Origin of the sequence: Carnobacterium divergens DSM 20623 (assembly GCF_000744255.1) — a bacterium.
GTDB lineage: Bacteria > Bacillota > Bacilli > Lactobacillales > Carnobacteriaceae > Carnobacterium > Carnobacterium divergens.
In genome coordinates, this window is record NZ_JQLO01000001.1 from 803,991 (window position 1) to 828,030 (window position 24,040).

At 37.1% G+C, this 24,040-nt stretch carries 24 protein-coding genes; 23 read left to right on the plus strand and 1 reads right to left on the minus strand.

Annotated features, from left to right (window positions below):
- Positions 1–23 precede the first annotated feature (23 nt).
- From BR52_RS03965 to BR52_RS04035, 15 genes are all read left to right on the plus strand, one after another.
- The gene (locus BR52_RS03965) at positions 24–1,385 is read left to right on the plus strand and encodes a patatin-like phospholipase family protein (RefSeq protein WP_034569388.1); all 1,362 of its coding nucleotides are present in this window, start codon (positions 24–26) and stop codon (positions 1,383–1,385) included.
- A 77-nt stretch (positions 1,386–1,462) separates the two neighbouring features.
- Positions 1,463–1,681, plus strand: coding sequence for a YdbC family protein (locus BR52_RS03970; RefSeq protein ID WP_034569391.1), 219 nt, complete (start codon positions 1,463–1,465; stop codon positions 1,679–1,681).
- 17 nt (positions 1,682–1,698) lie between these two features.
- On the plus strand, positions 1,699–2,580 hold the full coding sequence (locus BR52_RS03975; RefSeq protein ID WP_034569393.1) for a YicC/YloC family endoribonuclease: 882 nt from the start codon (positions 1,699–1,701) through the stop codon (positions 2,578–2,580).
- A 39-nt stretch (positions 2,581–2,619) separates the two neighbouring features.
- Positions 2,620–3,234 (plus strand): guanylate kinase, encoded by a 615-nt coding sequence (gene gmk / locus BR52_RS03980; protein WP_034569395.1) that lies wholly within the window; start codon positions 2,620–2,622, stop codon positions 3,232–3,234.
- Positions 3,235–3,240: 6 nt separating this feature from the next.
- Positions 3,241–3,456, plus strand: a complete 216-nt coding sequence (gene rpoZ, locus BR52_RS03985; protein ID WP_034569396.1) for a DNA-directed RNA polymerase subunit omega — start codon at positions 3,241–3,243, stop codon at positions 3,454–3,456.
- A gap of 181 nt (positions 3,457–3,637) precedes the next feature.
- Positions 3,638–4,843: a bifunctional phosphopantothenoylcysteine decarboxylase/phosphopantothenate--cysteine ligase CoaBC gene (gene coaBC, locus BR52_RS03990; RefSeq protein ID WP_034569399.1), complete on the plus strand. Its 1,206-nt coding sequence runs from the start codon at positions 3,638–3,640 to the stop codon at positions 4,841–4,843.
- Between the two features lie 15 nt (positions 4,844–4,858).
- Positions 4,859–7,273, plus strand: coding sequence for a primosomal protein N' (gene priA / locus BR52_RS03995; RefSeq protein WP_034569402.1), 2,415 nt, complete (start codon positions 4,859–4,861; stop codon positions 7,271–7,273).
- A 29-nt stretch (positions 7,274–7,302) separates the two neighbouring features.
- Positions 7,303–7,794: a peptide deformylase gene (def, locus tag BR52_RS04000; protein WP_034569405.1), complete on the plus strand. Its 492-nt coding sequence runs from the start codon at positions 7,303–7,305 to the stop codon at positions 7,792–7,794.
- 1 nt (position 7,795) lies between these two features.
- Positions 7,796–8,746: a methionyl-tRNA formyltransferase gene (fmt, locus tag BR52_RS04005; RefSeq protein ID WP_034569407.1), complete on the plus strand. Its 951-nt coding sequence runs from the start codon at positions 7,796–7,798 to the stop codon at positions 8,744–8,746.
- Positions 8,739–10,118, plus strand: coding sequence for a 16S rRNA (cytosine(967)-C(5))-methyltransferase RsmB (gene rsmB, locus BR52_RS04010; RefSeq protein ID WP_034569410.1), 1,380 nt, complete (start codon positions 8,739–8,741; stop codon positions 10,116–10,118). Before fmt ends, rsmB begins: the two co-directional genes overlap by 8 nt.
- Before the next feature lie 31 nt (positions 10,119–10,149).
- Positions 10,150–10,893: a Stp1/IreP family PP2C-type Ser/Thr phosphatase gene (locus BR52_RS04015; protein WP_034569413.1), complete on the plus strand. Its 744-nt coding sequence runs from the start codon at positions 10,150–10,152 to the stop codon at positions 10,891–10,893.
- A 5-nt stretch (positions 10,894–10,898) separates the two neighbouring features.
- Complete coding sequence (gene pknB / locus BR52_RS04020) at positions 10,899–12,899, plus strand: Stk1 family PASTA domain-containing Ser/Thr kinase (protein WP_034569414.1); 2,001 nt, start codon at positions 10,899–10,901, stop codon at positions 12,897–12,899.
- A gap of 138 nt (positions 12,900–13,037) precedes the next feature.
- Positions 13,038–13,934 carry a ribosome small subunit-dependent GTPase A gene (gene rsgA, locus BR52_RS04025; RefSeq protein ID WP_115588671.1) on the plus strand — a complete coding sequence of 299 codons (897 nt, stop codon included), beginning with the start codon at positions 13,038–13,040 and terminating at the stop codon, positions 13,932–13,934.
- A 14-nt stretch (positions 13,935–13,948) separates the two neighbouring features.
- Positions 13,949–14,602, plus strand: a complete 654-nt coding sequence (gene rpe, locus BR52_RS04030; protein ID WP_034569420.1) for a ribulose-phosphate 3-epimerase — start codon at positions 13,949–13,951, stop codon at positions 14,600–14,602.
- Complete coding sequence (locus BR52_RS04035) at positions 14,599–15,252, plus strand: thiamine diphosphokinase (protein WP_034569422.1); 654 nt, start codon at positions 14,599–14,601, stop codon at positions 15,250–15,252. Before rpe ends, BR52_RS04035 begins: the two co-directional genes overlap by 4 nt.
- A gap of 92 nt (positions 15,253–15,344) precedes the next feature.
- Here BR52_RS04035 and rpmB read toward each other — a convergent pair whose 3' ends face one another.
- Positions 15,345–15,533 (minus strand): 50S ribosomal protein L28, encoded by a 189-nt coding sequence (gene rpmB, locus BR52_RS04040; RefSeq protein ID WP_034569423.1) that lies wholly within the window; start codon positions 15,531–15,533, stop codon positions 15,345–15,347.
- A 320-nt stretch (positions 15,534–15,853) separates the two neighbouring features.
- Here rpmB and BR52_RS04045 point away from each other — a divergent pair, with 320 nt between their 5' ends.
- The 8 genes from BR52_RS04045 (at position 15,854) to rnc (ending at position 24,031) form a co-directional block, all read left to right on the plus strand.
- Positions 15,854–16,216, plus strand: a complete 363-nt coding sequence (locus BR52_RS04045; protein ID WP_034569426.1) for an Asp23/Gls24 family envelope stress response protein — start codon at positions 15,854–15,856, stop codon at positions 16,214–16,216.
- A gap of 95 nt (positions 16,217–16,311) precedes the next feature.
- Positions 16,312–17,946: a DAK2 domain-containing protein gene (locus BR52_RS04050; RefSeq protein WP_436627661.1), complete on the plus strand. Its 1,635-nt coding sequence runs from the start codon at positions 16,312–16,314 to the stop codon at positions 17,944–17,946.
- A gap of 26 nt (positions 17,947–17,972) precedes the next feature.
- Complete coding sequence (gene sdaAB / locus BR52_RS04055; RefSeq protein ID WP_034569430.1) at positions 17,973–18,638, plus strand: L-serine ammonia-lyase, iron-sulfur-dependent subunit beta; 666 nt, start codon at positions 17,973–17,975, stop codon at positions 18,636–18,638.
- A 76-nt stretch (positions 18,639–18,714) separates the two neighbouring features.
- Positions 18,715–19,587, plus strand: a complete 873-nt coding sequence (gene sdaAA, locus BR52_RS04060; protein WP_034569431.1) for an L-serine ammonia-lyase, iron-sulfur-dependent, subunit alpha — start codon at positions 18,715–18,717, stop codon at positions 19,585–19,587.
- A 3-nt stretch (positions 19,588–19,590) separates the two neighbouring features.
- Positions 19,591–21,639, plus strand: coding sequence for an ATP-dependent DNA helicase RecG (gene recG / locus BR52_RS04065; protein ID WP_034569434.1), 2,049 nt, complete (start codon positions 19,591–19,593; stop codon positions 21,637–21,639).
- 105 nt (positions 21,640–21,744) lie between these two features.
- On the plus strand, positions 21,745–22,758 hold the full coding sequence (gene plsX, locus BR52_RS04070; RefSeq protein WP_034569436.1) for a phosphate acyltransferase PlsX: 1,014 nt from the start codon (positions 21,745–21,747) through the stop codon (positions 22,756–22,758).
- A 113-nt stretch (positions 22,759–22,871) separates the two neighbouring features.
- Positions 22,872–23,129, plus strand: coding sequence for an acyl carrier protein (gene acpP / locus BR52_RS04075; protein ID WP_051915626.1), 258 nt, complete (start codon positions 22,872–22,874; stop codon positions 23,127–23,129).
- Between the two features lie 206 nt (positions 23,130–23,335).
- Entirely contained in the window at positions 23,336–24,031 is a 696-nt protein-coding gene (gene rnc, locus BR52_RS04080) for a ribonuclease III (protein WP_034569440.1), read from the plus strand.
- The last annotated feature ends 9 nt before the right edge of the window (positions 24,032–24,040 follow it).

Consider the following 24,040-nt stretch of genomic DNA (forward strand, 5'->3'; position numbering starts at 1 on the left):
TAGTTAAGAAAGGAGAGGAACTAATGAAAATGCAAAGCCAAGAGAATCGAAAAACAGCACTGGTTTTAGGTGGCGGTGGTGCGAGAGGATCTTATCAAATTGGTGTTTGGCAAGGCTTGTTGGAATTAGGGATCGATTTTCAGGTGGTGACAGGTACTTCAGTTGGAGCTTTAAACGGCGGACTGATTGTTCAAGGAGATTACGAAGCGGCTCGTGAAATGTGGGAAGCTATTGAAACCAATCATGTACTAGACATTGATTTTTCAGGAAATATTGTTGATTTTAAAGGGTACCGTAAAGTGGTTAGTCAATTTTTATTAGATGCCTTTAGAAACAAAGGCATTAGTGCCAATCCCTTGAAAACCAATATTATTGATCCTTTATTAGATGAAGAGCGGATGCGTCATCGAGGCATTGAATTCGGTATTGCAATGACGGAGTTTCCAACGATGCGTTCAGCTTCATTCTTTTTGGATGAAATTCCTAAAGGGTTCGTCAATCTTTATTTATTAGGAAGCGCCTCATTTTTTCCAATGATGCAACCTACTAAAATTGGAACTAAAAGCTATGTTGATGGCGGGTATCATGACAATATTCCAATTGATTTAGCGATTAAAAAAGGTGCGACAGATTTTATTGTAGTCGATGTCAAAGGACCAGGGATAACTAGAAGGGTGAAAGTTCCAACTGGTGCAACAGTATGCGAATTGTCTAGTAAATGGTCATTAGGAACAATCTTGCTTTTTGATGGCGCTCGTTCTGAGCTGAATATTGGATTAGGATATCTAGAAACGTTGAAAGCCTATGGCAAACTACAAGGTAGTTGGTACTCATTTGAGAATGACTCTTTCAAGGCCCACCAGAAAATTTTTTACGAAACAACGCGTAAACTAATACACAGCGACAAAGAATCTTTTTTAACATCGTATCTTACTGATAAAGATACCCAACGCTTCTTATTAAAAAAATTACGGTTAAGTTTTAAAGGGCGAGTAGGTAAACGTGAGCTAAGCTTTGCCATTCACGAATTAACAGGTAAAATGCTACGCATTAATCCCGTCAAGATTTATTCTTTTGACGAGTTTAACCAAGCCGTAATCACTAAATTTGAAAAAATTGCGAGTCAAATCGATTCCACAACACTCTTTGAGCTAGACGAAAGCAATCGTATTTATAGTGGAGACGAATGGCTAGCAGCTTATTCTGAAATGTTGCCCTTTATTTCGAATGTCAAAATGACCGTTTACTTTTTGGAACAATTAGAACAACATCAAGCCAGCTTGCTACAGTCAAAACGCAAACAATTTTTAATTGAGCGCAAACCAATTGCGTTCTTAATGGCAGTCTACCTTTATCAACTAAAAAAGAACTGTTACCAGCATTGATTTTATGGTACACTATTTGGTGAGTTTCAAATTCAAGGAAACTGTAATAAAGCTTGATTTTAATTGAGGTGATAAGGATGGCAAAAGAATTTTCATATGAAATCATGGAAGAAATCGCTGTACTTTCTGAAAATGCAAAAGGGTGGCGAAAAGAATTTAATTTGGTCAGTTGGAATGGCAATCCTCCTAAGTTTGATATTCGTGACTGGGCACCAGATCATGAAAAAATGGGAAAAGGCTTGACCTTAACCAACGAAGAAATCACTGTTTTAAAAGAACACTTAAAAGATATGTAAGAGAAAGAAGGTTCTTTATGAAAAGTATGACAGGATTTGGCAGGCATTCAATCCACTCAGCTGCTTACCAAATTGATATTGAAATTAAATCCATCAATCATCGATTTTTAGAAGTCATTAGTCGTTTTCCAAAAGAATTAAATGCGTTTGAAAGTGAGATTCGTAAACAAATTACAGCTACTTTGAAACGAGGGCGTGTTGAAGTTTACATCAATCTAAAACAAACCGCAGAAAATCAAAAACAACTCCAAGTTAATTGGTCCTTGATTGAAGAAGCTGTTGGATTTGTTTCAGAAGCGAATAAAAAATACCAAGAACAAGGAATTGATTTTACACCTAGCTTAACTCAATTAATTGCCACAGGTGATTTTTTAGCGATTGAAGAGAAAAAAATAGCCAACGATGATTTGATGAACTTGATTCAAGAAGCCATGGACCAAGCGTTAATTGAATTGGTCACTAGTCGTAAAGCTGAAGGCGAGCGATTAAAACAACACTTAACGAATCACTTGTTTGAATTTGAAAAAGGAGTTCAAGAAGTTGCCACCCATACGGAGAGCTTTGAAGCCTATTATCAAAAACGTTTGAGTACCAAGTTAATGGAAGTTGCTGGAGGATTAGTTGATGAACCAAGACTGTTAACTGAATTAGCCTTATTATTAGAAAAAGCCGACATTCATGAAGAATTAGAGCGACTTGATAGCCATCTTGCTCAATTGCGTGTATTATTAGAAAAAGATACTCCTATTGGACGTGAGCTTGATTTTCTGATTCAAGAGATGAACCGTGAAGTAAATACAATTGGCTCAAAAGCAACTCAAATTCAATTGACGGATGCGGTCATTCAAATGAAGACACAACTTGAAAAAATTAGAGAACAAGTACAAAACATTGAATAATATAAACGAATTAAATGAGACAATGGAGTGGGAGACATTATGACAGAACGCGGTTTGTTAATTGTTTTATCAGGACCATCAGGTGTTGGTAAAGGAACAGTAAGACAAGCAATTTTTGAAAATGAAGACAACAATTTTGAATATTCAATTTCCATGACAACGCGAAATAAACGTGCTGGCGAAGTTGATGCAACTGATTATTTCTTTCGAACAAGAGCAGAATTTGAAACTTTGATTGAAAATGGTGGCTTATTAGAGTATGCTGAGTATGTCGGCAATTATTATGGGACTCCACTTTCATATGTTGAAGAAACATTAGCGAGTGGAAAAGATGTCTTTTTAGAGATTGAAGTTCAAGGAGCGTTGCAAGTTCGAGAAAAAATGCCAGAAGGTGTTTTTATCTTTTTAACGCCACCAGACTTAGTCGAATTAAAGTCTAGAATCGTAGGACGAGGAACAGATGAGATGTCTGTGATCGAAGAACGTATGAAAAAAGCGGTAGAAGAAATTGAAATGATGCGTTTATACGATTATGCCGTTGTAAATGACGAAGTGGAAAATGCCGTACGCAATATCAAACAAATTATTGAAAGTGAACACTTAAAAGTTTCACGAGTGCTTCACCGCTATAAAAAAATGATTGAGGAGTTGTAGGAAATTATGATGTTACATCCGTCTATTGATAGCTTACTAGAAAAAATCGATTCAAAATATTCATTGGTGATTTTAGCCAGCAAACGCGCTCATGAGTTACATGATAACGCAATGCCAATGTTAGAAGAGTATCAATCTTATAAAAATGTCGGCCGCGCTTTGGAAGAAGTAGAAGCAGGAGACTTAGTCATTGATCCAACAACTGTTGGACCAGAAGAATAAACGATTAAATAAAGAAATTCAACGAGAAGAAGCAAAGGCGAGTTTGTGCGCTTTTGCTTCTTTTCTATTCTAAATCCATGCTAAAAAAGTTTAACCAAGACTTTAACGGAATTCCAAAGACAAAACGACTTTTTTTTAGTAAAATAGAAAAGAATGATTTCAAACAAGGGAGTTGTTGGGTATGTTAAAAAACAAAAAAATTGCCGTTTATGTTACAGGTGGCATTGCTGTTTATAAAGTTTGTGATTTGGTGCGGAAATTTATTAAAGCAGGAGCAGATGTAAAAGTAGCAATGACTGCTTCTGCCACTGAATTTGTCACACCATTGACTTTTCAAGTGTTAAGTAAAAATGATGTTTACCTAGATACTTTTGATGAAAAGGTGAGTTCAGAAGTCGCACATATTCACTTGGCTGATTGGTGTGATTTAGCTGTCGTAGCTCCGGCAACCGCTAATATCATTGCCAAAATGGCGAACGGAATTGCAGATGACTTCGTTTCAACCGCTCTTTTAGCGACAACAGCCCCAATTTTTATCGCACCTGCAATGAATCAACACATGTTTGAAAATCCGGCAACTGTCCGCAATTTAACTACATTACAAGTCGATGGACGAATGATTATTGAACCAAATACTGGTTTTTTAGCAGAAGGCTATGTTGGAAAAGGTCGCCTACCTGAACCAGATGAAATTTTAGCATTTATTGAAGCTGGATTATTGGAACAACAAATTGATTTGCCATTATCAACTAAAAAAGTCATCATCACAGCTGGTGGGACCAAAGAACGAATTGATCCAGTTCGCTTTATTACCAATGATTCCTCAGGGAAAATGGGATACAGCTTAGCAAAATCAGCGAGCTTATTAGGTGCTGACGTAACCTTAATCAGCACAACGAGCAATTTGCCCTTACCCGTTAATGTGACGAGAGTCATCGTTGAATCCTCACAGGAAATGGAGCAAGCCGTCCTAGAACGATTTGCAACAAGCGATATCGTAATTATGGCAGCTGCCGTTTCAGATTATCGACCAATTCAAGAAGCGAAAGAAAAAATAAAAAAAACGGAGTCCTTGCTTACTTTAGAATTAGAAAAGACAACCGATATTTTAGCGACGCTAGGCAAAATGAAAGACCATCAATTACTAATTGGCTTTGCGGCAGAAACAACTAATTTAGCAGAATACGCTAAAGGAAAGTTAGCTAAAAAGAAAGCCGATATGATTGTTGCAAATGATGTCTCAAAAAGTAATGCTGGATTTAATTCAGATACCAATGAAGTGACCATTTTCACGAATGATCAAGAACCTATTCATGTGTCTGTCCGCAGTAAAGATTTAATTGCTGACGAAATTCTACAAGTGGCATTATCAAAAATCAAGAAATAAAGGGTGTGAGAAAACATGGTTTCCATTGCAAAAGTGATTGTTGACGTGCCAACAATGCAAACAAATCGACCTTATGATTATGGCATTCCAGAAGCATTTGAAAGTCAATTAAAACGTGGAATGCGAGTAGAAGTTCCATTTGGTAAAGGTGGCAGAAAAGTTCAAGGGTTTGTAGTGGAAATCCAACACTCAACAGATTATGAAGGCATCCTTAAATTTATTGACAACGTGATGGACTTAACACCCGTTTTGAACGAAGAAATGCTATCCCTAGGCACCTATATGGCAGCCACTACGTTTGCGTTTCAAATTACCTGTCTGCAAACGATGCTGCCAAGCGTGATGAAGGCGAAATACGAGAAAAAAATTCGTCTAGTCTCAGAATCAATCGATCCAGACATTCAAAAATTCTTTAAAGACAACCTAGAAATCAGCTGGGAAGAAGCCGAAGAAAAAGAGTTGCTAGTTCCTCTAATGAAATTAAAACAACAACAACTCGTTGAAGTGATTTATGTTGTAAAAAATCAAGCCCGAACGAAGAAGAAGCGGATGGTCAAAAATTTATTAACATTCACTGAAATCAAAGAAGCCCATGATTCTCTCGGGAAAAGAGGACCTAAACAACATCAATTACTAGATTTTCTTGAAACTTTAGGTGAGGAAACAACCAGTGTGGAAGAAATTACTCAATTAACAGAGTTGACTTCTGCTGTTTTAAGAGAAGGCGCTAATAAAAAATGGATAGAAATTTTTGAAACTGAAGTGTACCGTGATCCATTTAAAGATAAAGAGTTTGCACAAACAGAAGCATTTACGTTAACGTCAAGTCAAGCAGTAGCGTTAGCCCCCATTTTAAAAGCTGTTACAGAAGATCGCAATGAAACCTTCCTTTTAAAAGGCGTTACAGGTAGTGGCAAGACAGAGGTCTACTTACAAACCATTGCTGAAACACTTAAAAGAGGCAAGAGTGCCTTAATGTTAGTACCTGAAATTGCATTGACTCCGCAAATGGTCAATCATTTCAAAGGTCGTTTTGGCGAAGCGGTAGCTGTTTTGCATAGCGGATTATCAGTTGGTGAAAAGTACGACGAATGGCGTAAGATTGAACGAGGCGAAGCAAAGGTTGTAGTAGGGGCAAGATCGTCTATTTTTGCTCCAGTTGAAAACATCGGAGTCATTATAATTGATGAAGAACATGAAGCAACCTATAAGCAAGATGAAAGCCCTCGTTACCATGCACGAGATATCGCGTTGTGGCGTAGTGAGTATCATCACTGCCCAGTAATCTTAGGAAGTGCGACGCCCTCCTTAGAATCACGTGCTAGAGCGCAAAAAAAAGTATACACATTGCTTGAACTAACTGAGCGAGCAAATAAAAAAGCACTGCCGGAAGTTGAAGTTGTGGATATGCGAGAAGAAGTTAAAAAACAAAATCGTAGTAGCTTTTCATTAGTTTTACAAGAAAAAATCCGAGAACGCATTGCCAAAAAAGAACAAATCGTGTTATTGTTGAACAGACGTGGCTATTCTTCCTTTGTAATGTGTCGCGATTGTGGCTTTGTATTGCCTTGTCCAAATTGTGATATTTCATTAACGCTTCACATGGACACGAAGACAATGAAATGCCATTATTGCGGGCATGAAGAAGGAATTCCCCATACTTGTCCAAGTTGTAAAGGGCACAAAATCCGTTATTATGGCACAGGTACTCAAAAAATTGAAGAAGAGTTACTAACGCTGATTCCAGAAGCTTCTGTGATTCGAATGGATGTCGACACAACTAGAAAAAAAGGGGCTCATGAAAAGCTTTTAACGGCCTTTGGCAATGGCGAAGCAGATATTTTATTGGGTACACAAATGATTGCAAAGGGACTTGACTTTCCTAACATTACCTTAGTGGGTGTTATCAATGCTGATACAGCACTAGGGTTACCCGATTTTAGAGCAAGTGAACGAACTTTCCAACTCCTCACTCAAGTTAGTGGGAGAGCGGGACGTGCTGAACTGACTGGTGAAGTCATTGTCCAAACCTACAATCCAGAACACTATGCAATACAACTAGCAAAAGAACATGACTACGATCATTTTTATCAACATGAAATGCTTTTAAGACATCGTGGCGGCTATCCGCCTTACTACTTTACAATTCTAATTACCACAAGTCATGAAGAAGAGCTAAAGGCAGCCAAAAAAATGCAAGACATTATTCAGGTGATTAAACCTGTTATAAAGCCCGAGACAATTCTTTTAGGACCAACACCCAAAGCAGTGGCTCGTGTTAATAATCGCTACTATTATCAAACGATTATCAAATATAAAAATGAACCCCAACTGTTTACAACTTTACATGAAATTTTAAATCAATCGCAACGAGAAATGGCAAAAGGTTTGCAAGTCAGTATTGATTCTGAACCCATGCACTTTATTTAAGGCGAATTAGCAGAAAGAAGGAATCTATAATGGCCGTTTTACCAGTAGTGAAATACCCAGATGAAATTTTAGAAACCCCTACTAAGAGAGTCAAAGAAATTACAGATGAAATCATCCAACTACTTGAAGATATGTACGACACAATGATTCAACATGATGGCATTGGTATCGCAGCACCTCAGGTCAATCAAGATCTTAGAATTGCTATTGTCGAATTAGACGAAGATACTGGCTTATTTGAAATGATTAACCCAGAAATCATTGAATCATCTGGTAGCAGTATTGATGTGGAGGGTTGCTTAAGCTTTCCAGAAGTCTATGGAACTGTCGAGCGAGCTGAACGCGTTGTCGTTCGTTACTTTGACCGCACAGGTGAAGAATACGAAGTTGAAGCCGATGATTATCTCGCAAGAGCTTTTCAACATGAAATCGAACATTTAGATGGCAAATTATTTACCGATAAAATTATTGATCCAATAGCCCCTGAAGACTTGGAAGCCTATATGGAAGGAGAAGAGTAATATGACAAAAATCGTTTTTATGGGAACACCTGCATTTTCAGTTCCAATATTAGAAGCTTTAATTGAGGAAAACTATGAAATTCTTGCAGTGGTTACGCAACCAGACCGTCCAGTCGGTCGTAAAAAAATCTTAACTCCTCCGCCAGTCAAAGAAGCGGCATTGAAGCATCATTTAAAAGTTTTACAACCTGAAAAAATCAGTGGTTCTCCTGAAATGGCAGAAATTATCGAGTTAGCACCAGATTTAATTGTGACAGCTGCCTTTGGTCAATTTCTACCAACTAAATTATTAGAAGTGCCTAAATATCGTGCGATTAATGTCCATGCTTCATTATTGCCAAAATACCGTGGTGGCGCTCCAGTACATTATTCATTAATAAAAGGCGAAAAAGAAACCGGTGTTTCAATTATGTATATGGAAAAGAAAATGGATGCAGGAGATATTTTAAATCAGCGTTCCTTACCAATTACAAGAGCCGATGATGTAGGGACGTTATTTGACCGTTTGAGCGTACTGGGTCGTGATTTACTATTAGAAACCATTCCAGAACTCATTGCAGGAAATATCCAACCGATTAAGCAAGATGAAGAAAAAGTAACGTATTCACCTAATATTACCCGTGAAGAAGAAGTGATTGATTGGAATAAAAACGCTACTGAAATCGATTGCCAAGTAAGAGGCATGCGTCCGTGGCCAGGAGCGTATACAACACTTGGTGGGAATCGTCTTAAAATATGGGCAGTAACCCCGACTAAAAAAGAAACAAAGGCTGAACCAGGAACGATTATTACAATTGAACCGACAAGTATCGCTGTTGCTTGTGGCGCAAATACAGTTTTAGAATTAAATGAAATTCAACCAGCAGGAAAAGGACGATTATCAGTAGAAGAATACCTACGCGGTGTTGGCCATAAACTTGAAGTTGGAGAAATGGTGGGAACGAATGACTAACGAAGTGAAAAAAGAGAAACGCAATACTAAAAAAACAAGCCGTTACATTGCAATGTCTATCTTAGATAAGACTGAAAAAAATAATGCCTATTCAAATTTATTGCTAAATGATGCAATTGAAAAAAACAAACTGAGTGGACCAGATGCGGGGTTATTAACCGAGCTTGTTTACGGCGTTTTACAACGTAAAATCACCTTGGATTTCTATCTGTCAGATTTTATTGACCCTGCAAAAAAAGTGGATACATGGGTGCAAAATCTATTGCGTTTGTCGATCTATCAAATGATTTACTTAGACAAAATTCCACAACATGCGATTCTTTTTGAAGCCGCAGAAATTGCAAAGAAAAAAGGACACGATGGAGTTAGTAAATTTGTCAATGGAGTTTTGCGTAACGCTGAACGCCGTGGCTTTAAAAATATTGCAGACATCAAAGACGATATCAAACGTCTTAGTCTTGAAATCAGCATGCCAGAATGGTTGGTAGAAAATTTTGTTGCAGAACTTGGATTAGAAGAAACAAAAGCGATGGGACTTTCCTTATTACAACCAAGTCATGCGAGCGCTCGAGTAAATGAACGCTTTTTAACCGTTGATGAAGCGATTGAAGCGATGGAAGAAGAAGGCTTTGACGTTCGTAAAAGTGAAGTATCACCTGTGGGCATCATTAGCAATGGAGGACATTTTGCTTCTTCGCCGTTATTCTCATCCGGTCAATTAACCATTCAAGATGAAAGCTCAATGCTTGTCGCACCTGCGCTTCAAATCGAACCCCATCATTTAGTTTTAGATGCCTGTTCAGCTCCAGGTGGAAAAACGACTCATATTGCATCTTATCTGGATAAAGAAGCAGGTGGAAAAGTAATTGCTTTAGATTTACATGCCCATAAAGTTAAACTAGTAGAAGAAAATGCAGCTCGTTTACACGTTTCAGAAGTCGTAGAAGGCCGTACGTTAGATGCTAGAAAAGTTGATGAGGTATTTGAAGATGGATTATTTGATCGTATTTTAGTTGACGCTCCATGCTCAGGTTTAGGTTTAATGCGTCGCAAGCCAGACATTAAATACACTAAAAAAGCAGCAGACTTCAAAAATTTACAAAAAATTCAATTAGAAATCTTAGAAAGTGTAGCGCCAAAGTTGAAACTTTACGGTATAATGGTTTATAGTACTTGTACGATTACGAAACAAGAAAATACTGAAACCGTTGAAGCATTTTTGAAAAATCATCCAGAATTTGAGAAAATTGAAGTAGCCGTTGGCGAAAAATTACAGCCTTGTGTAACTGCAGATGGTTTTGTACAAATTTATCCTCATGATTTTGAAACAGATGGATTTTTTATTAGTTGCATCAAAAAAATAGCAGAATAATCAATCATGAAGACATAAACGAGGTGGAGAAATGCAAATTGTATTTCATAGTGATATTGGAAAAATAAGAAAAAATAATCAAGACTACGCTGGACATTTTAAAAATAAAAAAGGCATCACTTTAGCTGTTGTTTGTGATGGCATGGGTGGGCATAAAGCTGGTGATGTTGCCAGTGAAATGGCAGTTTCTCACTTAGGTCATGCTTGGGAAGAAAGTCAGCTAACGACTTCTGAGGAAGTAACAAAATGGATGTTAAAACATATTAGTATCGAAAATGAGCGCATTGTAGGGAAATCTAATCAGTATTCTGATTTAGATGGCATGGGAACGACATTAGTCGCAGCTGCATTATTCGATTCAGAAATCGTGATTGCCAATATTGGTGATAGTCGTGGTTATTTATATGGAAATGACAAAATGTTGCAACTAACAGAAGACCATTCGCTAGTAAATGAACTATTAAAAAGTGGTGAAATTTCATCCGAAGCAGCCGTTAACCACCCAAGAAAAAACGTGTTAACTCGTTCGTTGGGTGTTTCAGCAGAAATTGATATCGATATTGCGATTTTCCCTGTTGGAGTTGAAAATAGTTTATTACTTTGTTCAGATGGTTTAACGAATATGTTATCAGATAATGAAATCAAAGAGATCCTAAAAGAGCCAATTTCAGTTGATTTAAAAGTTGAAAAATTAGTATCATTAGCTAATGAACGAGGTGGAATTGATAATATAACCGTATTATTAGCTAATTTTGCCACAAGAGAGGAGCAATAATATCCATGGAAATAGGAAAAAAGTTAAGTGGAAGATATAAAATCATTGGTACTGTTGGTGGCGGTGGGATGGCAAATGTCTATCTTGCACATGATTTAATTTTAGATCGTGATGTTGCTGTTAAAGTATTGCGTTATGATTTTAGAGAAGACCAAGATGTTATCCGCCGTTTCCAAAGAGAAGCCCTTTCCGCAACAGAATTGGTTCATCCAAATATCGTGAGCGTTTATGATGTGGGTGAAGAAGATAATTCGCAATATATTGTGATGGAATATGTTAAAGGGACGGATTTAAAAAAATACATCCATAACTATTTTCCAATACCGTATCAAAAAGTGATTGATATGATGGAACAAATTCTATCCGCCGTGGCTGATGCCCATCACAATCGGATTATTCATCGTGATTTAAAACCACAAAATATTTTAGTTGATGAAAATGGTGTCGTAAAAATTACTGATTTCGGAATTGCGGTTGCACTATCTGAAACTTCCATTACACAAACAAATTCCTTATTAGGCTCTGTTCATTATTTATCACCAGAACAAGCAAGAGGCAGCATGGCGACGAAACAATCGGATATTTATGCCATGGGGATTATCTTGTATGAGATGTTAACAGGCACCGTTCCCTTTGAAGGCGAATCAGCTGTCTCGATTGCGTTAAAACATTTCCAAGAAACGGTTCCATCGGTAAAAGACTTTGATACGAGAATTCCACAAGCCTTGGAAAATGTCGTTTTAAAAGCGACTGCTAAAGAAGCAACAGATCGTTATACTTCAGCAGAAGAAATGGCGAGTGATTTAGCAACATCTTTGTCACCACAACGACTTGATGAACCTAAATTTGAGCCAGCTAGCATGTTAGAAGTGACTAGAATTCACGAACAGCTACCTGTTGAACCACCTGTTGAGGAAAAATCCGCTTCTCCAATTAAAGAAGAAGTAACACAAGATAATCAAAAAAAGAAAAAAAAGAAAAAGAAAAAACTAATTTTCTTCTCAATTTTAGGCATCTTACTACTAGCAGTGATTGGCTTTTTTGCCATTGCCTTAAGCGCCCCAAAAGAAGTAACGATTCCTGATTTATCAGGAATGACAGAATCACAAGCAGAACGTGAATTGGCTAAGCTTAAGTTGAAGGTAGGAAAAGTAACAGAGGAAGCCAATGAAAAAATTGCAGAAGGCAAAGTGATTCGAACAGATCCTAAAGAAGAGAAGGAAGTAAAAGAAAACTCAGCTGTAGACTTATTTATCAGTTCAGGTAAAAAAACAGTGAAGTTTGGGAATTATGTTGGCGATGACTACCAAGAAGTCAAAGCAAAATTAGTACGTCAAGGATACAAAGTAGAATTTACTGAAGAGAGTAGCGATTCTGTAACCTCAGGGTCAATTATTAGCCAAGATCTTGACTCAGGTTCAGAAGTGATTCCAAGTGAAACAACAGTTAGTTTTGTAGTCAGTTCTGGAGAAAAAGGACAAACCTTGATTGATTTTGCAGGTTATTCGAAAAAAGGTGTTCAAGATTATGCAACTAGCTTAGGTCTAAAAGTAACATTTACAGAAGAGTTTTCAGATGAAATCACCAATGGACAAGTAATCTCTCAAGAACCAAAAGCCGGTTCAACCGTTTATAGTGGTAACTCTATTTCAGCTGTTATTTCAAAAGGCCCAAAAGAAGTTCCAGTCAACACCTTTACTAAATCAATTACAGTCCCTTACAAAGCATCTCAAACAATGGATAGTGCAGTAAGCAGCGACAGCAGTTCAAGCGATAGCAGCAGTTCACAAAATTCAGCATCTTCAAGCAGTACACTTACACCAAATACAATTGAAATTTATATTGAAGACGATGAACATAGTTACGGAACAGTTTACCAAAAACTGACGATTACGAAAGACACCGTTATTGACTTGACCTTTAAATTAAAAGAAGGAACAGCAGGGAAATATAAAGTAGTACGTGATGGGGTTACCATTCTAGAAGATAACAACGTTGTGAAATAAGTTAAAAGCCAATTCATTCTTACTAAATGAATTGGCTTTTTAAATATCTCTAAAATCATCAGAAAATAGTTGCAATCTAAGCGTTCTTTCAGTAGAGTAAAATAAGAGAACTTTTATTCAATAAAAGGAGTGGATTTTTTGACAATTGGTCAAATTCGAAAAGCATTAAGTGGGTTTTATTATGTCTATCATGAGGGCGAAACTTATCAAACAAGAGGAAGAGGAAATTTTAGAAATCAAAATCTAACCCCATTAGTTGGTGATGAGGTCCTTTTTGAAAGTGACAACGTAACAGATGGAATTTTAAAAAAGCTTTTGCCTCGAAAAAATGAACTGATTCGACCAGCTGTTGCCAATGTTGATTTAGGCGTTGTAGTAATGTCAGCGATTGAACCAACTTTTTCAACCAATTTATTAGATCGTTTTTTAGTCACGCTGGAAAGTAAAAAAATCAAAGGCTTGATTTACATTACTAAAACAGATTTACTTGATGAAACAGCCTACCAAGAAATGATCGCTTTTAAAAAAGCCTATCAAAAAATTGGTTATTCAGTTATTTTACCTGATCCAAAAGAACCTCCCCAAGCTGTTGAGGAACTGACTGCTGCGTTTAAAGATAAGTTAACCGTTTTTATGGGGCAATCAGGAGCAGGAAAGTCAACGCTACTCAATCAAATCGCGCCAGAACTTGATTTAGAAACAGGTGTCATTTCAAACGCCTTAGGCCGTGGAAAGCATACTACAAGGCACGTCGAACTACTGCCACTATTTGGTGGACTTGTAGCAGATACACCCGGTTTTGGTTCAATTGAATTTGCTGAAATCGAATCAGAAGAACTTCCAGAACTTTTCCCTGAATTTGTTGAGGTTCAAGCAGGATGTCGTTTTAGAGGCTGTATGCATCGTAAAGAACCTGGCTGTAAAGTTCAAGAAGAATTGGCAACTGGAGAAATTGAAGCGTATCGTTACCAACATTACTTGCAATTTTTAGAAGAAATTGAAAATCGCAAACCTAAATACACAAAAAAACATTAAAAAGGAGCATCACTATGAAAATTTCACCATCTATTTTAAGTGCCGATTTTGCTAATTTAGAAAGAGATATCCGTATTGTCGAAGAAGGAGGCGCAGATTATATTCATGTGGACGTAATGGATGGTCATTTTGTGCCAAATATTACCCTTGGACCAAACATCGTTTCAGCGATTCGTCCAGTAACCAAACTTCCTTTAGATTGCCATTTAATGATTGAAAATCCAGAAAAATACATTGAAGATTTTGCAAAAGCGGGTGCAGATATTATCACGGTTCACGTTGAAAGTACACCACACATTCATCGTGCTATTCAAATGATTAAAAATGCAGGGGTTAGAGCGGGTGTTGTATTAAATCCGGGAACACCAGTAGCAGCTGTTGAATACGTTCTTTCAGAATGTGACATGGTTTTAGTCATGACCGTTAATCCTGGTTTTGGTGGCCAAAGTTTTATTCCAGAAACATTGAAAAAAATTGAAAAGCTAAAGCAATTAAAAGAAGCAAACCACTATCATTATGAAATTGAAGTTGACGGTGGCATTGTGCCAGAAACAGCAAAACAATGTAAGCAAGCGGGGGCAGATGTTTTTGTAGCAGGTTCTTACGTTTACAATGCTGAAGATCCTCAAAAACAAATTCAACATTTGAAGGAGGCTCTTGCTAAATGAGTTCGAAAGTAATCGCTATTTTGCTGGGTGGACCATTAGAATCAGTTCCTGATCTTATGGAGTGGTCAAAAAAAGTAGATGGTTGGATTGGTGTCGATCGTGGCTCATTACGCTTAGTAAAAGCTGGCATCAATCAATTAATTGCGTTAGGTGACTTCGATTCCATTACAGCAACGGATTACGAACTTATTCAAGAGCATGTAAAAGATGTTCGACGATGCCAGTCTGAAAAAGATGAAACAGATGCAGAGTTGGCTTTATCAGTAGCGTTAGATGAACTAGAAGCTACAAAAGTCATTTTATTCGGAGCAACAGGAGGTCGTTTAGATCATTTCCTTTCCAATCTGTGGATGGTCTTACAGCCACGTTTCAAAAAAAATGCAGCTAAAATTCAATTAGTCGATCAAAACAATTCCATTCGTTATTATCTACCAGGACATTATCAACTGACAAAAGAGCCAGATAAAAAATATTTAGGTTTTACGTGTCTGACACCTGTTACAAAGTTGTCTTTATTTGATGAAAAATATCAATTAGATCAAGCTGACTTTGCGTATCCAACATCATTAGGAAGTAATGAATTCCTAAAAGAGACGGGTGAATTTTCTTTTGAGTCAGGAATCATTGCAGTCATCCAAAGTAAAGACTGAGAAAAAATCCCAGCTAACACGTCGTTAGCTGGGATTTTTTAGATAAAAAAAGAACCTATCTCTGATAAGAGCAGGTTCTTCAATGCTTTAAATTAAACACGTTCAACTTTACCTGATTTAAGTGCACGAGCTGAAACCCAAACTTTTTTAGGTTTGCCGTCAACTAAAATACGAACTTTTTGTAAGTTAGCTTTCCAAGTACGTTTGTTAGCATTCATCGCGTGAGAGCGACGGTTACCACTTTTACTCTTGCGTCCAGTAATTACACAAACTTTTGCCATTATTCTTTCCTCCTTTGCCGATATCTCGAAGCAAAGCTTCAATAATTCATACCTCAATAATTTATCATAATTAGCGATGCTTTGCAATAGTTTTCTTTCAAGTATTTTTACTTGACACTTAATTGAACCTATAAAAGAGTAAAATAGTAGTGAGAAATTGTTTATTTTGATTGTCAAAGTCTAAAAAATTAGTTATATTGTTTTAAGTAAATGGCATGTTTATAAGAGTTTATCGGATAAACCTTTTAAAATCGAGGGAGCTATGCTAAAATATAGAATAGTAATTTATGGCTTATTTAGCCAAAGGGAGGATTTTTAACATGGCAGTTAAAATCAAAACACAATTTGGAACAATCGACATTACTAATGAAGTTATTGCAACTGTAGTTGGTGGTGCGGCAACAGATATCTATGGAATCGTGGGTATGGCAAGTAAAAACCAAATTCGTGACAACTTAAATGATATTCTAAAAAAAGAAAACTATTCACGTGGCGTTGTAGTCAAACAAGAAGAAAATGGAGTAGCTGTAGATGTCTTTATCATCGTAAGTTACGGAACAAAAATTTCTGAAGTTTGTCGTAACGTACAAGAAAAAGTGAAGTATAATTTAGAAACAATGTTAGGCGTATCAGCAAATGCAGTGAACGTATATGTTCAAGGCGTTCGTGTAATGAAAGACTAATAACAAATGGTCAATGTCACTCATTAAAATAAGAGTGACAAAGGAGGATAATATCGGTGGAAGTAACAAAATTAGAAGGTAAACAATTTCAGGCAATGGTCGCAATTGGCGCGAATCGTCTAAATAAAAATGCTGAGTTTGTCAATTCATTAAATGTTTTTCCAGTTCCAGATGGAGATACAGGAACAAATATGAATTTATCAATGACAAGTGGTGCAAAAGCTGTCAACTCTTCAACTTCTGAAAGTATTGGAGAATTAGCTGAAGCTTTATCAAAGGGATTATTAATGGGAGCTAGAGGAAACTCTGGTGTTATTTTGTCGCAATTATTTAGAGGGTTTTCAAAAGCAATCGTTGGAAAAGAAACATTAACAGCCAGTGAATTTGCAGCAGCCTTTACAAATGGTGTTGAAACAGCTTATAAAGCAGTTATGAAGCCCGTTGAAGGTACCATTTTAACAGTAGCTCGTGAATCAGCAAAAGCGGGTGAGCGTAAAGCAAAAGACACAACTGATGTCATCGAAGTGATGGAAGCCGTTGTTCGTGGTGCAAAAAAATCATTAGCTAAAACGCCGGATTTATTACCCGTCTTAAAAGAAGTGGGTGTTGTAGATAGTGGTGGTCAAGGTTTACTCTTTATTTATGAAGGTTTCCTAGAAGTTTTATCAGGAAATGTTGTCGAAGAAGACTACCATCAACCAAACCAAAAAGAGATGACCGAAATGGTGAATGCAGAACATCACCGTAGCGTATCAAACCATATTGCGACAGAAGAAATCAAATTTGGTTACTGTACTGAAATCATGGTTAAAATTGGCGAAGGCGAAACAGTCGACAGCGAATTTGATTATGACACTTTCCGAAATCATTTAAATTCAATTGGCGATTCTTTATTAGTTGTTGCTGATGACGAAATTATTAAAGTTCATGTTCATACAGAACGTCCAGGCGAAGTCATGAATTATGGTCAAAAATTCGGTTCATTAATGAAGATCAAAGTAGACAATATGCGTTTACAACATGAAACCATTTTAGAACACGAAAAAGAAACACCAGCAGCGCCTGCTAAAAAAATTCCTTATGGCATTATTGCAATCGCAGCAGGTGAAGGCGTGCAAAACTTATTCAAGAGTTTAGGGGCTCACTATATTATTAGTGGCGGCCAAACAATGAATCCAAGTACAGAAGACATTTTAAAAGCAGTAGCAGCAGTAAATGCTGAAAAAGTGATCATCTTACCAAACAATAAAAACATCTTTATGGCTGCCGATCAAGCTGCAGAAGTAAGCGAAACGCCAGTTGTTGTCGTACCAAGTAAAACCATTTCACAAGGAATGACAGCAATGTTAGCCTTCAATGAAATGAATGATTTAGCAACAAATAAAGAAGAAATGACGAATGAACTTGAAAACGTTGTTAGTGGTCAAGTAACTGTCGCTGTTAGAGATACCGCAATTGATGGTGTTTCAATTAGTAAAGACGATTACATGGGGATTATCGAAGGCAAAATTAAAATTGCTAAACCAAGTCGTGAAGAAGTAACAGTGGAAACATTGAGACAAATGATTTCAGAAGATAGCGAAATCGTGACGATTATTCTTGGTGAGGATGCTGAATTAGCAGAAGCAGAAAATATTGCTGCAGCAATTGAAGCCGATTTTGAAGATGTTGAAGTAGAAATCCATGAAGGAAATCAACCTGTTTACCCATACATTCTTTCTGTTGAGTAGAAGGGTTTAGTAAAGTAGGGATAGTTATGGCAAATCGCTTTCACAGTGTGTTTGATATTATTGGTCCAATTATGGTAGGTCCTAGCAGTTCTCATACTGCAGGAGCTGCTAGAATTGGTAAGGTAGTAAGAAAAATTTTTGGTTCAATGCCAACACAAGTCGATATTTATTTGTATGAATCATTTGCCAAAACGTATCGTGGACATGGAACGGATATTGCGTTAGTTGGCGGCTTATTAGGAATGGATCCAGATGATGAACATTTGGCTGATTCAATTGAAATTGCAAACGAAAATGGGATGAAAGTAGTTTTTATTCCAACAAATGATGAAGCAGACCACCCAAATTCAGTTAAAATGGTCGTTTCTAATGAAACGAAATCATTATCTGTCGTAGGGGCTTCAATCGGTGGCGGTAAAATTCAAATTTCTGAAGTGAACGGGTTTAAAATTCAGTTGGAAGAAAATCAACCAACTTTCTTAATCGTTCATCAAGATGTCCCAGGTATGATTGCAAAAGTTTCTAATATTCTAGCAGAACAAGCGATTAATATTGGAACGATGACTGTTTCGAGAGAATCAAAAGGCAAGCAAGCCATTATGATAATCGAAGTCGATCAGTTTGAAGTTGGCGAAACACTAAAAGAATTAAAAGAAGTTCCGCATATTATGCAAGTGAGCTTTTTCAAATAGATACGTTAGAAAAGCTGAACAAGTAGTATTTGTTCAGCTTTTCTGTTAATTATTTTAATTTAAGGAGATTTCAATTATGTTTCAAAATGTAAGTGAACTAGTAGAACAAGCCAACCAATTAGGCAGTGTCTTTGAAGTAATGATCGCACTAGAAATGGAAACCACACGCATGCCGCGCACCGAAATTTTAAAAAAAATGGAACAGCAGTTGACAGTAATGGAAAATGCTGTTGAAAAAGGTGTCAATGGTGTCTCTTCAGCAACTGGTTTGACAGGCGGAGACGCGACCAAATTAAAAGAGTACATCGAAAGGGGTAATTTTTTAAGTGGAGAAACCATTTTGACAGCTGTTCGTAATGCTGTTGCTACGAATGAAGTCAATGCTGCAATGGGATTAGTATGTGCAACACCAACAGCAGGAAGTGCTGGCGTAGTTCCAGGTGTGCTATTTGCTGCTAAAGATCGTTTAAACATGAATAGAGAAGCGATGGTACGTTTTTTATTTACTGCAGGGGCATTCGGGTTAGTAATTGCCAATAATGCTTCCATCAGTGGCGCAGAAGGTGGTTGCCAAGCTGAGATTGGAAGTGCTAGTGCCATTGCCAGTGCGGCTTTAGTTGATGCTAGTGGAGGCACACCAGAAATGTGTAGTGCCGCGATTGCTATGACGTTGAAAAACATGATGGGCTTAATTTGTGATCCTGTTGCAGGTTTAGTTGAGGTTCCTTGTGTCAAACGGAACGCCTTAGGTGCAGCACAAGCCATGATTTCAGCAGATATGGCCTTAGCTGGAATTACAAGTGTGATTCCAACGGATGAAGTCATTGAAGCAATGTATAAAGTAGGACGTCAAATGCCGTCTATTTTCAAAGAAACTGCAGAAGGAGGGTTGGCAGATACGCCAACAGGACGTGAAATTAAAATGCGTATTTTTGGCAATCCTGCATAAAATATGGGGAAATCAATCTATGATCCAGTAACCGTGCTTCCTCAAGTTGGTGCTAAACGCTTGGAGGCACTCCATCAGCTTGGTATTTTTACCGTATTAGACTTACTTTCTCACTATCCTTTCCGTTATGAAGACATTCAAGTCAAAGACTTATCAGAAATTGAAGACCAAGAAAAAGTAACTTTAAAAGGCGATGTTGTTTCAGAAGCTGTTTTAACTAGATTTGGACCAAAAAAAAATCGCCTTGTTTTTCGCATGGCCATCGATCACGCTGTAATTGCGGTTACTTTCTTTAACCAACCCTACTTAAAAAGTAAAATTCATGCAGGCGAGGAAATTGCGGTTTTCGGAAAATGGGACGACAAACGAAAAAGTTTAACTGGAATGAAAATTCTTGGGGCACAGATAGAACAAGAAGAAGCCGGTTTTGAATCAATTTATAGCGCAAATAAAGGAATTAAGCAAAAAACCATTTTAAATCTAGTAACCGAAGCCTTTGCTCGCTATGAAGCATTGATTCCAGAGATTATCCCAGCCTATTTAAAAGAAAAATACCGATTAATCAGTCATCGAGATGCCATCTACGCGATGCATTTTCCAACAAGCGAAGAACAGACGAAACAAGCGAGACGTGAAGTTGTTTTTGAAGAATTTTTTGTTTTTCAAATGAAAATGCAAGTGTTAAGAAAACAAGAAAAAGCGGTTGGTAAAGGGACAGAATTGACATACAACGTTGCAGATTTAAGACGTTTTATTGCCTCATTACCCTTTGAATTAACAAATGCTCAAAAAAGAGTTGTCAATGAAATTTGCGGTGATCTTCGAAAATCCCTACATATGCATCGTTTATTACAAGGAGATGTAGGGAGTGGAAAGACCATCGTAGCTGCCATTGCTCTCTTTGCAACAAGCAACGCAGGCTTTCAATCCGCTCTAATGGTACCAACTGAAATTCTAGCAGAACAACATATGGAAAGTTTGGTACAGCTTTTTGATCCATTAGAAGTGCGAATTGCCCTGTTGACAGGTTCCACAAAAACTAAAATGCGTCGTGAAATCTTAACTGAATTAGCAAATGGGGAATTGGATGTCCTAATAGGAACCCATGCGTTAATTCAAGAAGATGTTTCCTTTCACAATTTAGGTTTAGTCATTACGGATGAGCAGCATCGCTTTGGTGTGAATCAACGGAAAATTTTAAGAGAAAAGGGAGATCACCCTGATGTTCTCTTTATGACTGCGACACCTATTCCCAGAACCCTTGCAATTACAGCATATGGCGAAATGGATGTGTCGATTATTGATGAACTTCCAGCCGGTCGAATACCTATTGAAACAACTTGGACCCGACCGAAAAACTTTGAACATACCTTGCATTTTATTGAAACTCAGTTAAGAAAAGGTTCACAAGCTTATGTGATTTGTCCTTTAATTGAAGAATCAGAAAGCTTAGATGTAAAAAATGCTACCGATATTTATGAAAAGCTACAAGCGTATTACGAACCTAATTTTCAAGTAGGATTGTTACATGGGAAAATGAAACCTGCTGAAAAAGAAGCTGTAATGGAGCGCTTCAAAAACAACCAATTGCAAGTTTTAGTTTCAACAACCGTTATTGAAGTTGGTGTAAACGTGCCAAATGCGACTACAATGGTTATCTATGATGCCGATCGTTTTGGATTATCACAACTACACCAATTACGCGGACGTGTTGGACGTGGAACGAAAGAATCTTATTGTATTTTAGTGGCAAATCCTAAAAATGATACCGGCATCGAACGGATGAAAATCATGACAGAAACGACAGATGGCTTTGTTTTAAGCGAAAAAGATTTAGAATTACGTGGTGCCGGTGATTTATTCGGGTCAAAACAGTCAGGTGCTCCAGAATTTAAAGTCGGCGATATTATCGGTGACTTTGGTGCGTTAGAAGCAGCAAGAAATGAAGCGGCTCTTTTAGTTAACCAAGAAGCATTTTACGTTTCACCTGACTATCAAAGTTTGCGTCGTGAAATTGGGATTGAAAATATGGATTCCCTTGGCTTTGATTAACCGAAAGAATCCAGGGAATTAATTAAATTCAGTTGCCATCTAAAAAAAATATGAGATAATAGACAAGTAACATAGTTTTAGGGTACCAATTAAGGAGGGTAACTTTTGAGAATTGCAGTAGACGCAATGGGAGGCGACAACGCTCCTAAGGCCATTGTAGAAGGTGTTGTAATGGCAGCAAAAGAATTTAACGATATTGAATTTATATTATATGGAAAAGAAGATGCGATTCGTAAATATATGACGGATGAAACAAATATTAAGATTGTTCATACCGATGAAAAAATCGCAAGTGATGACGACCCTGTTCGTTCTGTTAGAAGAAAAAAAAATGCTTCCATGGTTTTAGCTGCGCAAGCCGTTAAAAATAAAGAAGCCGATGCTCTTTTTTCAGCAGGGAATACGGGTGCATTGTTAACAGCGGGCTTATTAATCATTGGTAGAATTAAAGGAATTGATCGTCCAGGCTTGATGCCGACATTACCTGTTGTAGGAAATGATGAACGAGTCTTTAACTTAATGGATGTAGGTGCTAATGCAGATACAAAACCTGAAAACATTCATCAGTATGCCATTTTAGCTAGCTATTATGCAAAATTTGTTCGAGGTGTTAAAAAACCAACTGTTGGACTTTTAAATAACGGAACAGAAGAAAATAAAGGCAATGATGTGACAAAACGTGCCTATGCATTGTTAGCCGCAGAACCAGAAATTGACTTTATTGGAAATGTTGAGGCGCGTGAATTATTAAATGGCGTTGCCGATGTGGTGGTTACGGATGGTTTTACTGGAAATGCTGTGTTAAAAACAATTGAAGGAACCGCAATGTCCATGATGAAATTGTTAAAAGCAGCAATTTATGACAATGGTGTGAAAGAAAAAATTGGAGGCGCGCTATTAAAAAATGGTTTAATGGATATGAAAGAAAAATTAGACTATTCAAGATATGGCGGAGCTGTTTTATTTGGAGTAAAGGCACCTGTTGTAAAAACACATGGTTCTACTGAAAAAGAATCTGTTTATTTTACCATCAAGCAAATTCACGAAATGCTAGAATCACATGTGATCGACGATTTAGTGACGTATTTTGAAACAAAAGAGACACCAATTGAAGATTAAATTTAGTATAAAATAAAAAAATACTAGACAAAAGCATTCTTTATCAGTAAAATAATTGTGATACAAATGGAACATACGTTAAAGACTATCAAACAAAATGATCCAGTAAGTAGATGGAGGTGGAGCAGTTGTCTCAAAATGAAACTTTTGAAAAAGTTGCAAAAATTATTGTAGAACGTTTTGGCGTGGACAATGAAAAAGTCACTAGTGAATTGACTTTTAAAGACGATTTGGGAGCAGATTCATTAGACATCGTTGAACTTGTAATGGAATTGGAAGATGTTTTCGGTACTGAAATTTCCGACGAAGATGCCGAACAAATCGAAACCGTTGGCGATGCAGTGAAATACATCGACGCTCATCTTCAATAATAATGAATAAATTCAACAAAACCCAGCTTGTAGGATCTTTTAGATTTTACAGACTGGGTTTTTATAGTGGAAAATGAGAGTTAAAAGATGAAAACCCCATTATTATTAAGAAAACCTTTTTTTTCAGCGGAAAAATTTTATTTTTATAGAAAAACCAAGTATAATAGAATAGGTTTAACTTGTTATACTTAAAAAGGAGTGTCGAAATGAATGAATTATTTTTAAACGAACTGAAAGAAAAATTTGGCATCACGTTTAAAAACTTAGCTTTTTTACAAGAAGCATTTACCCATTCATCATATGTGAATGAGCACAGGGATTGCAAAATTCAAGACAACGAACGAATTGAATTTTTAGGAGATGCCGTTTTAGAATTAACAGTTTCTCGCTATTTATTCGATCATTATCCAGAATTACCTGAAGGAAAGTTAACTAAACTGCGTGCAACAATTGTCTGCGAAGCCAGTTTAAGTTTATTTGCTAAAGAATATGGATTTGATAAATACATTCGTTTAGGCCGTGGAGAAGAAAGAATGAATGGCAGAAATAGACCCGCGCTACTTTGCGATTTATACGAATCTTTTATCGGAGCGCTTTATTTGGATCAAGGAATTGAGGCTGTTTTAGACTTTCTAAGACAAACCATGTTCCCTAAAATTGCAACCGGTGCTTTCTCACATGTGATGGATCACAAAACAAACTTACAAGAGTGGCTCCAACAAGACGGTGAAATCATCATTGAATATCGTTTAATTGACGAAGTTGGTCCAGCCCATGAAAAAGAATTTATTGTAGAAGTCAGTGCAAAAGGAAAAGTGTTAGGCTCAGGAAGTGGAAAAACGAAAAAAGCAGCAGAACAATCTGCTGCTGAAAATGCTTTAAAAACAATTCAATCAAGATAAGAAAGGAGC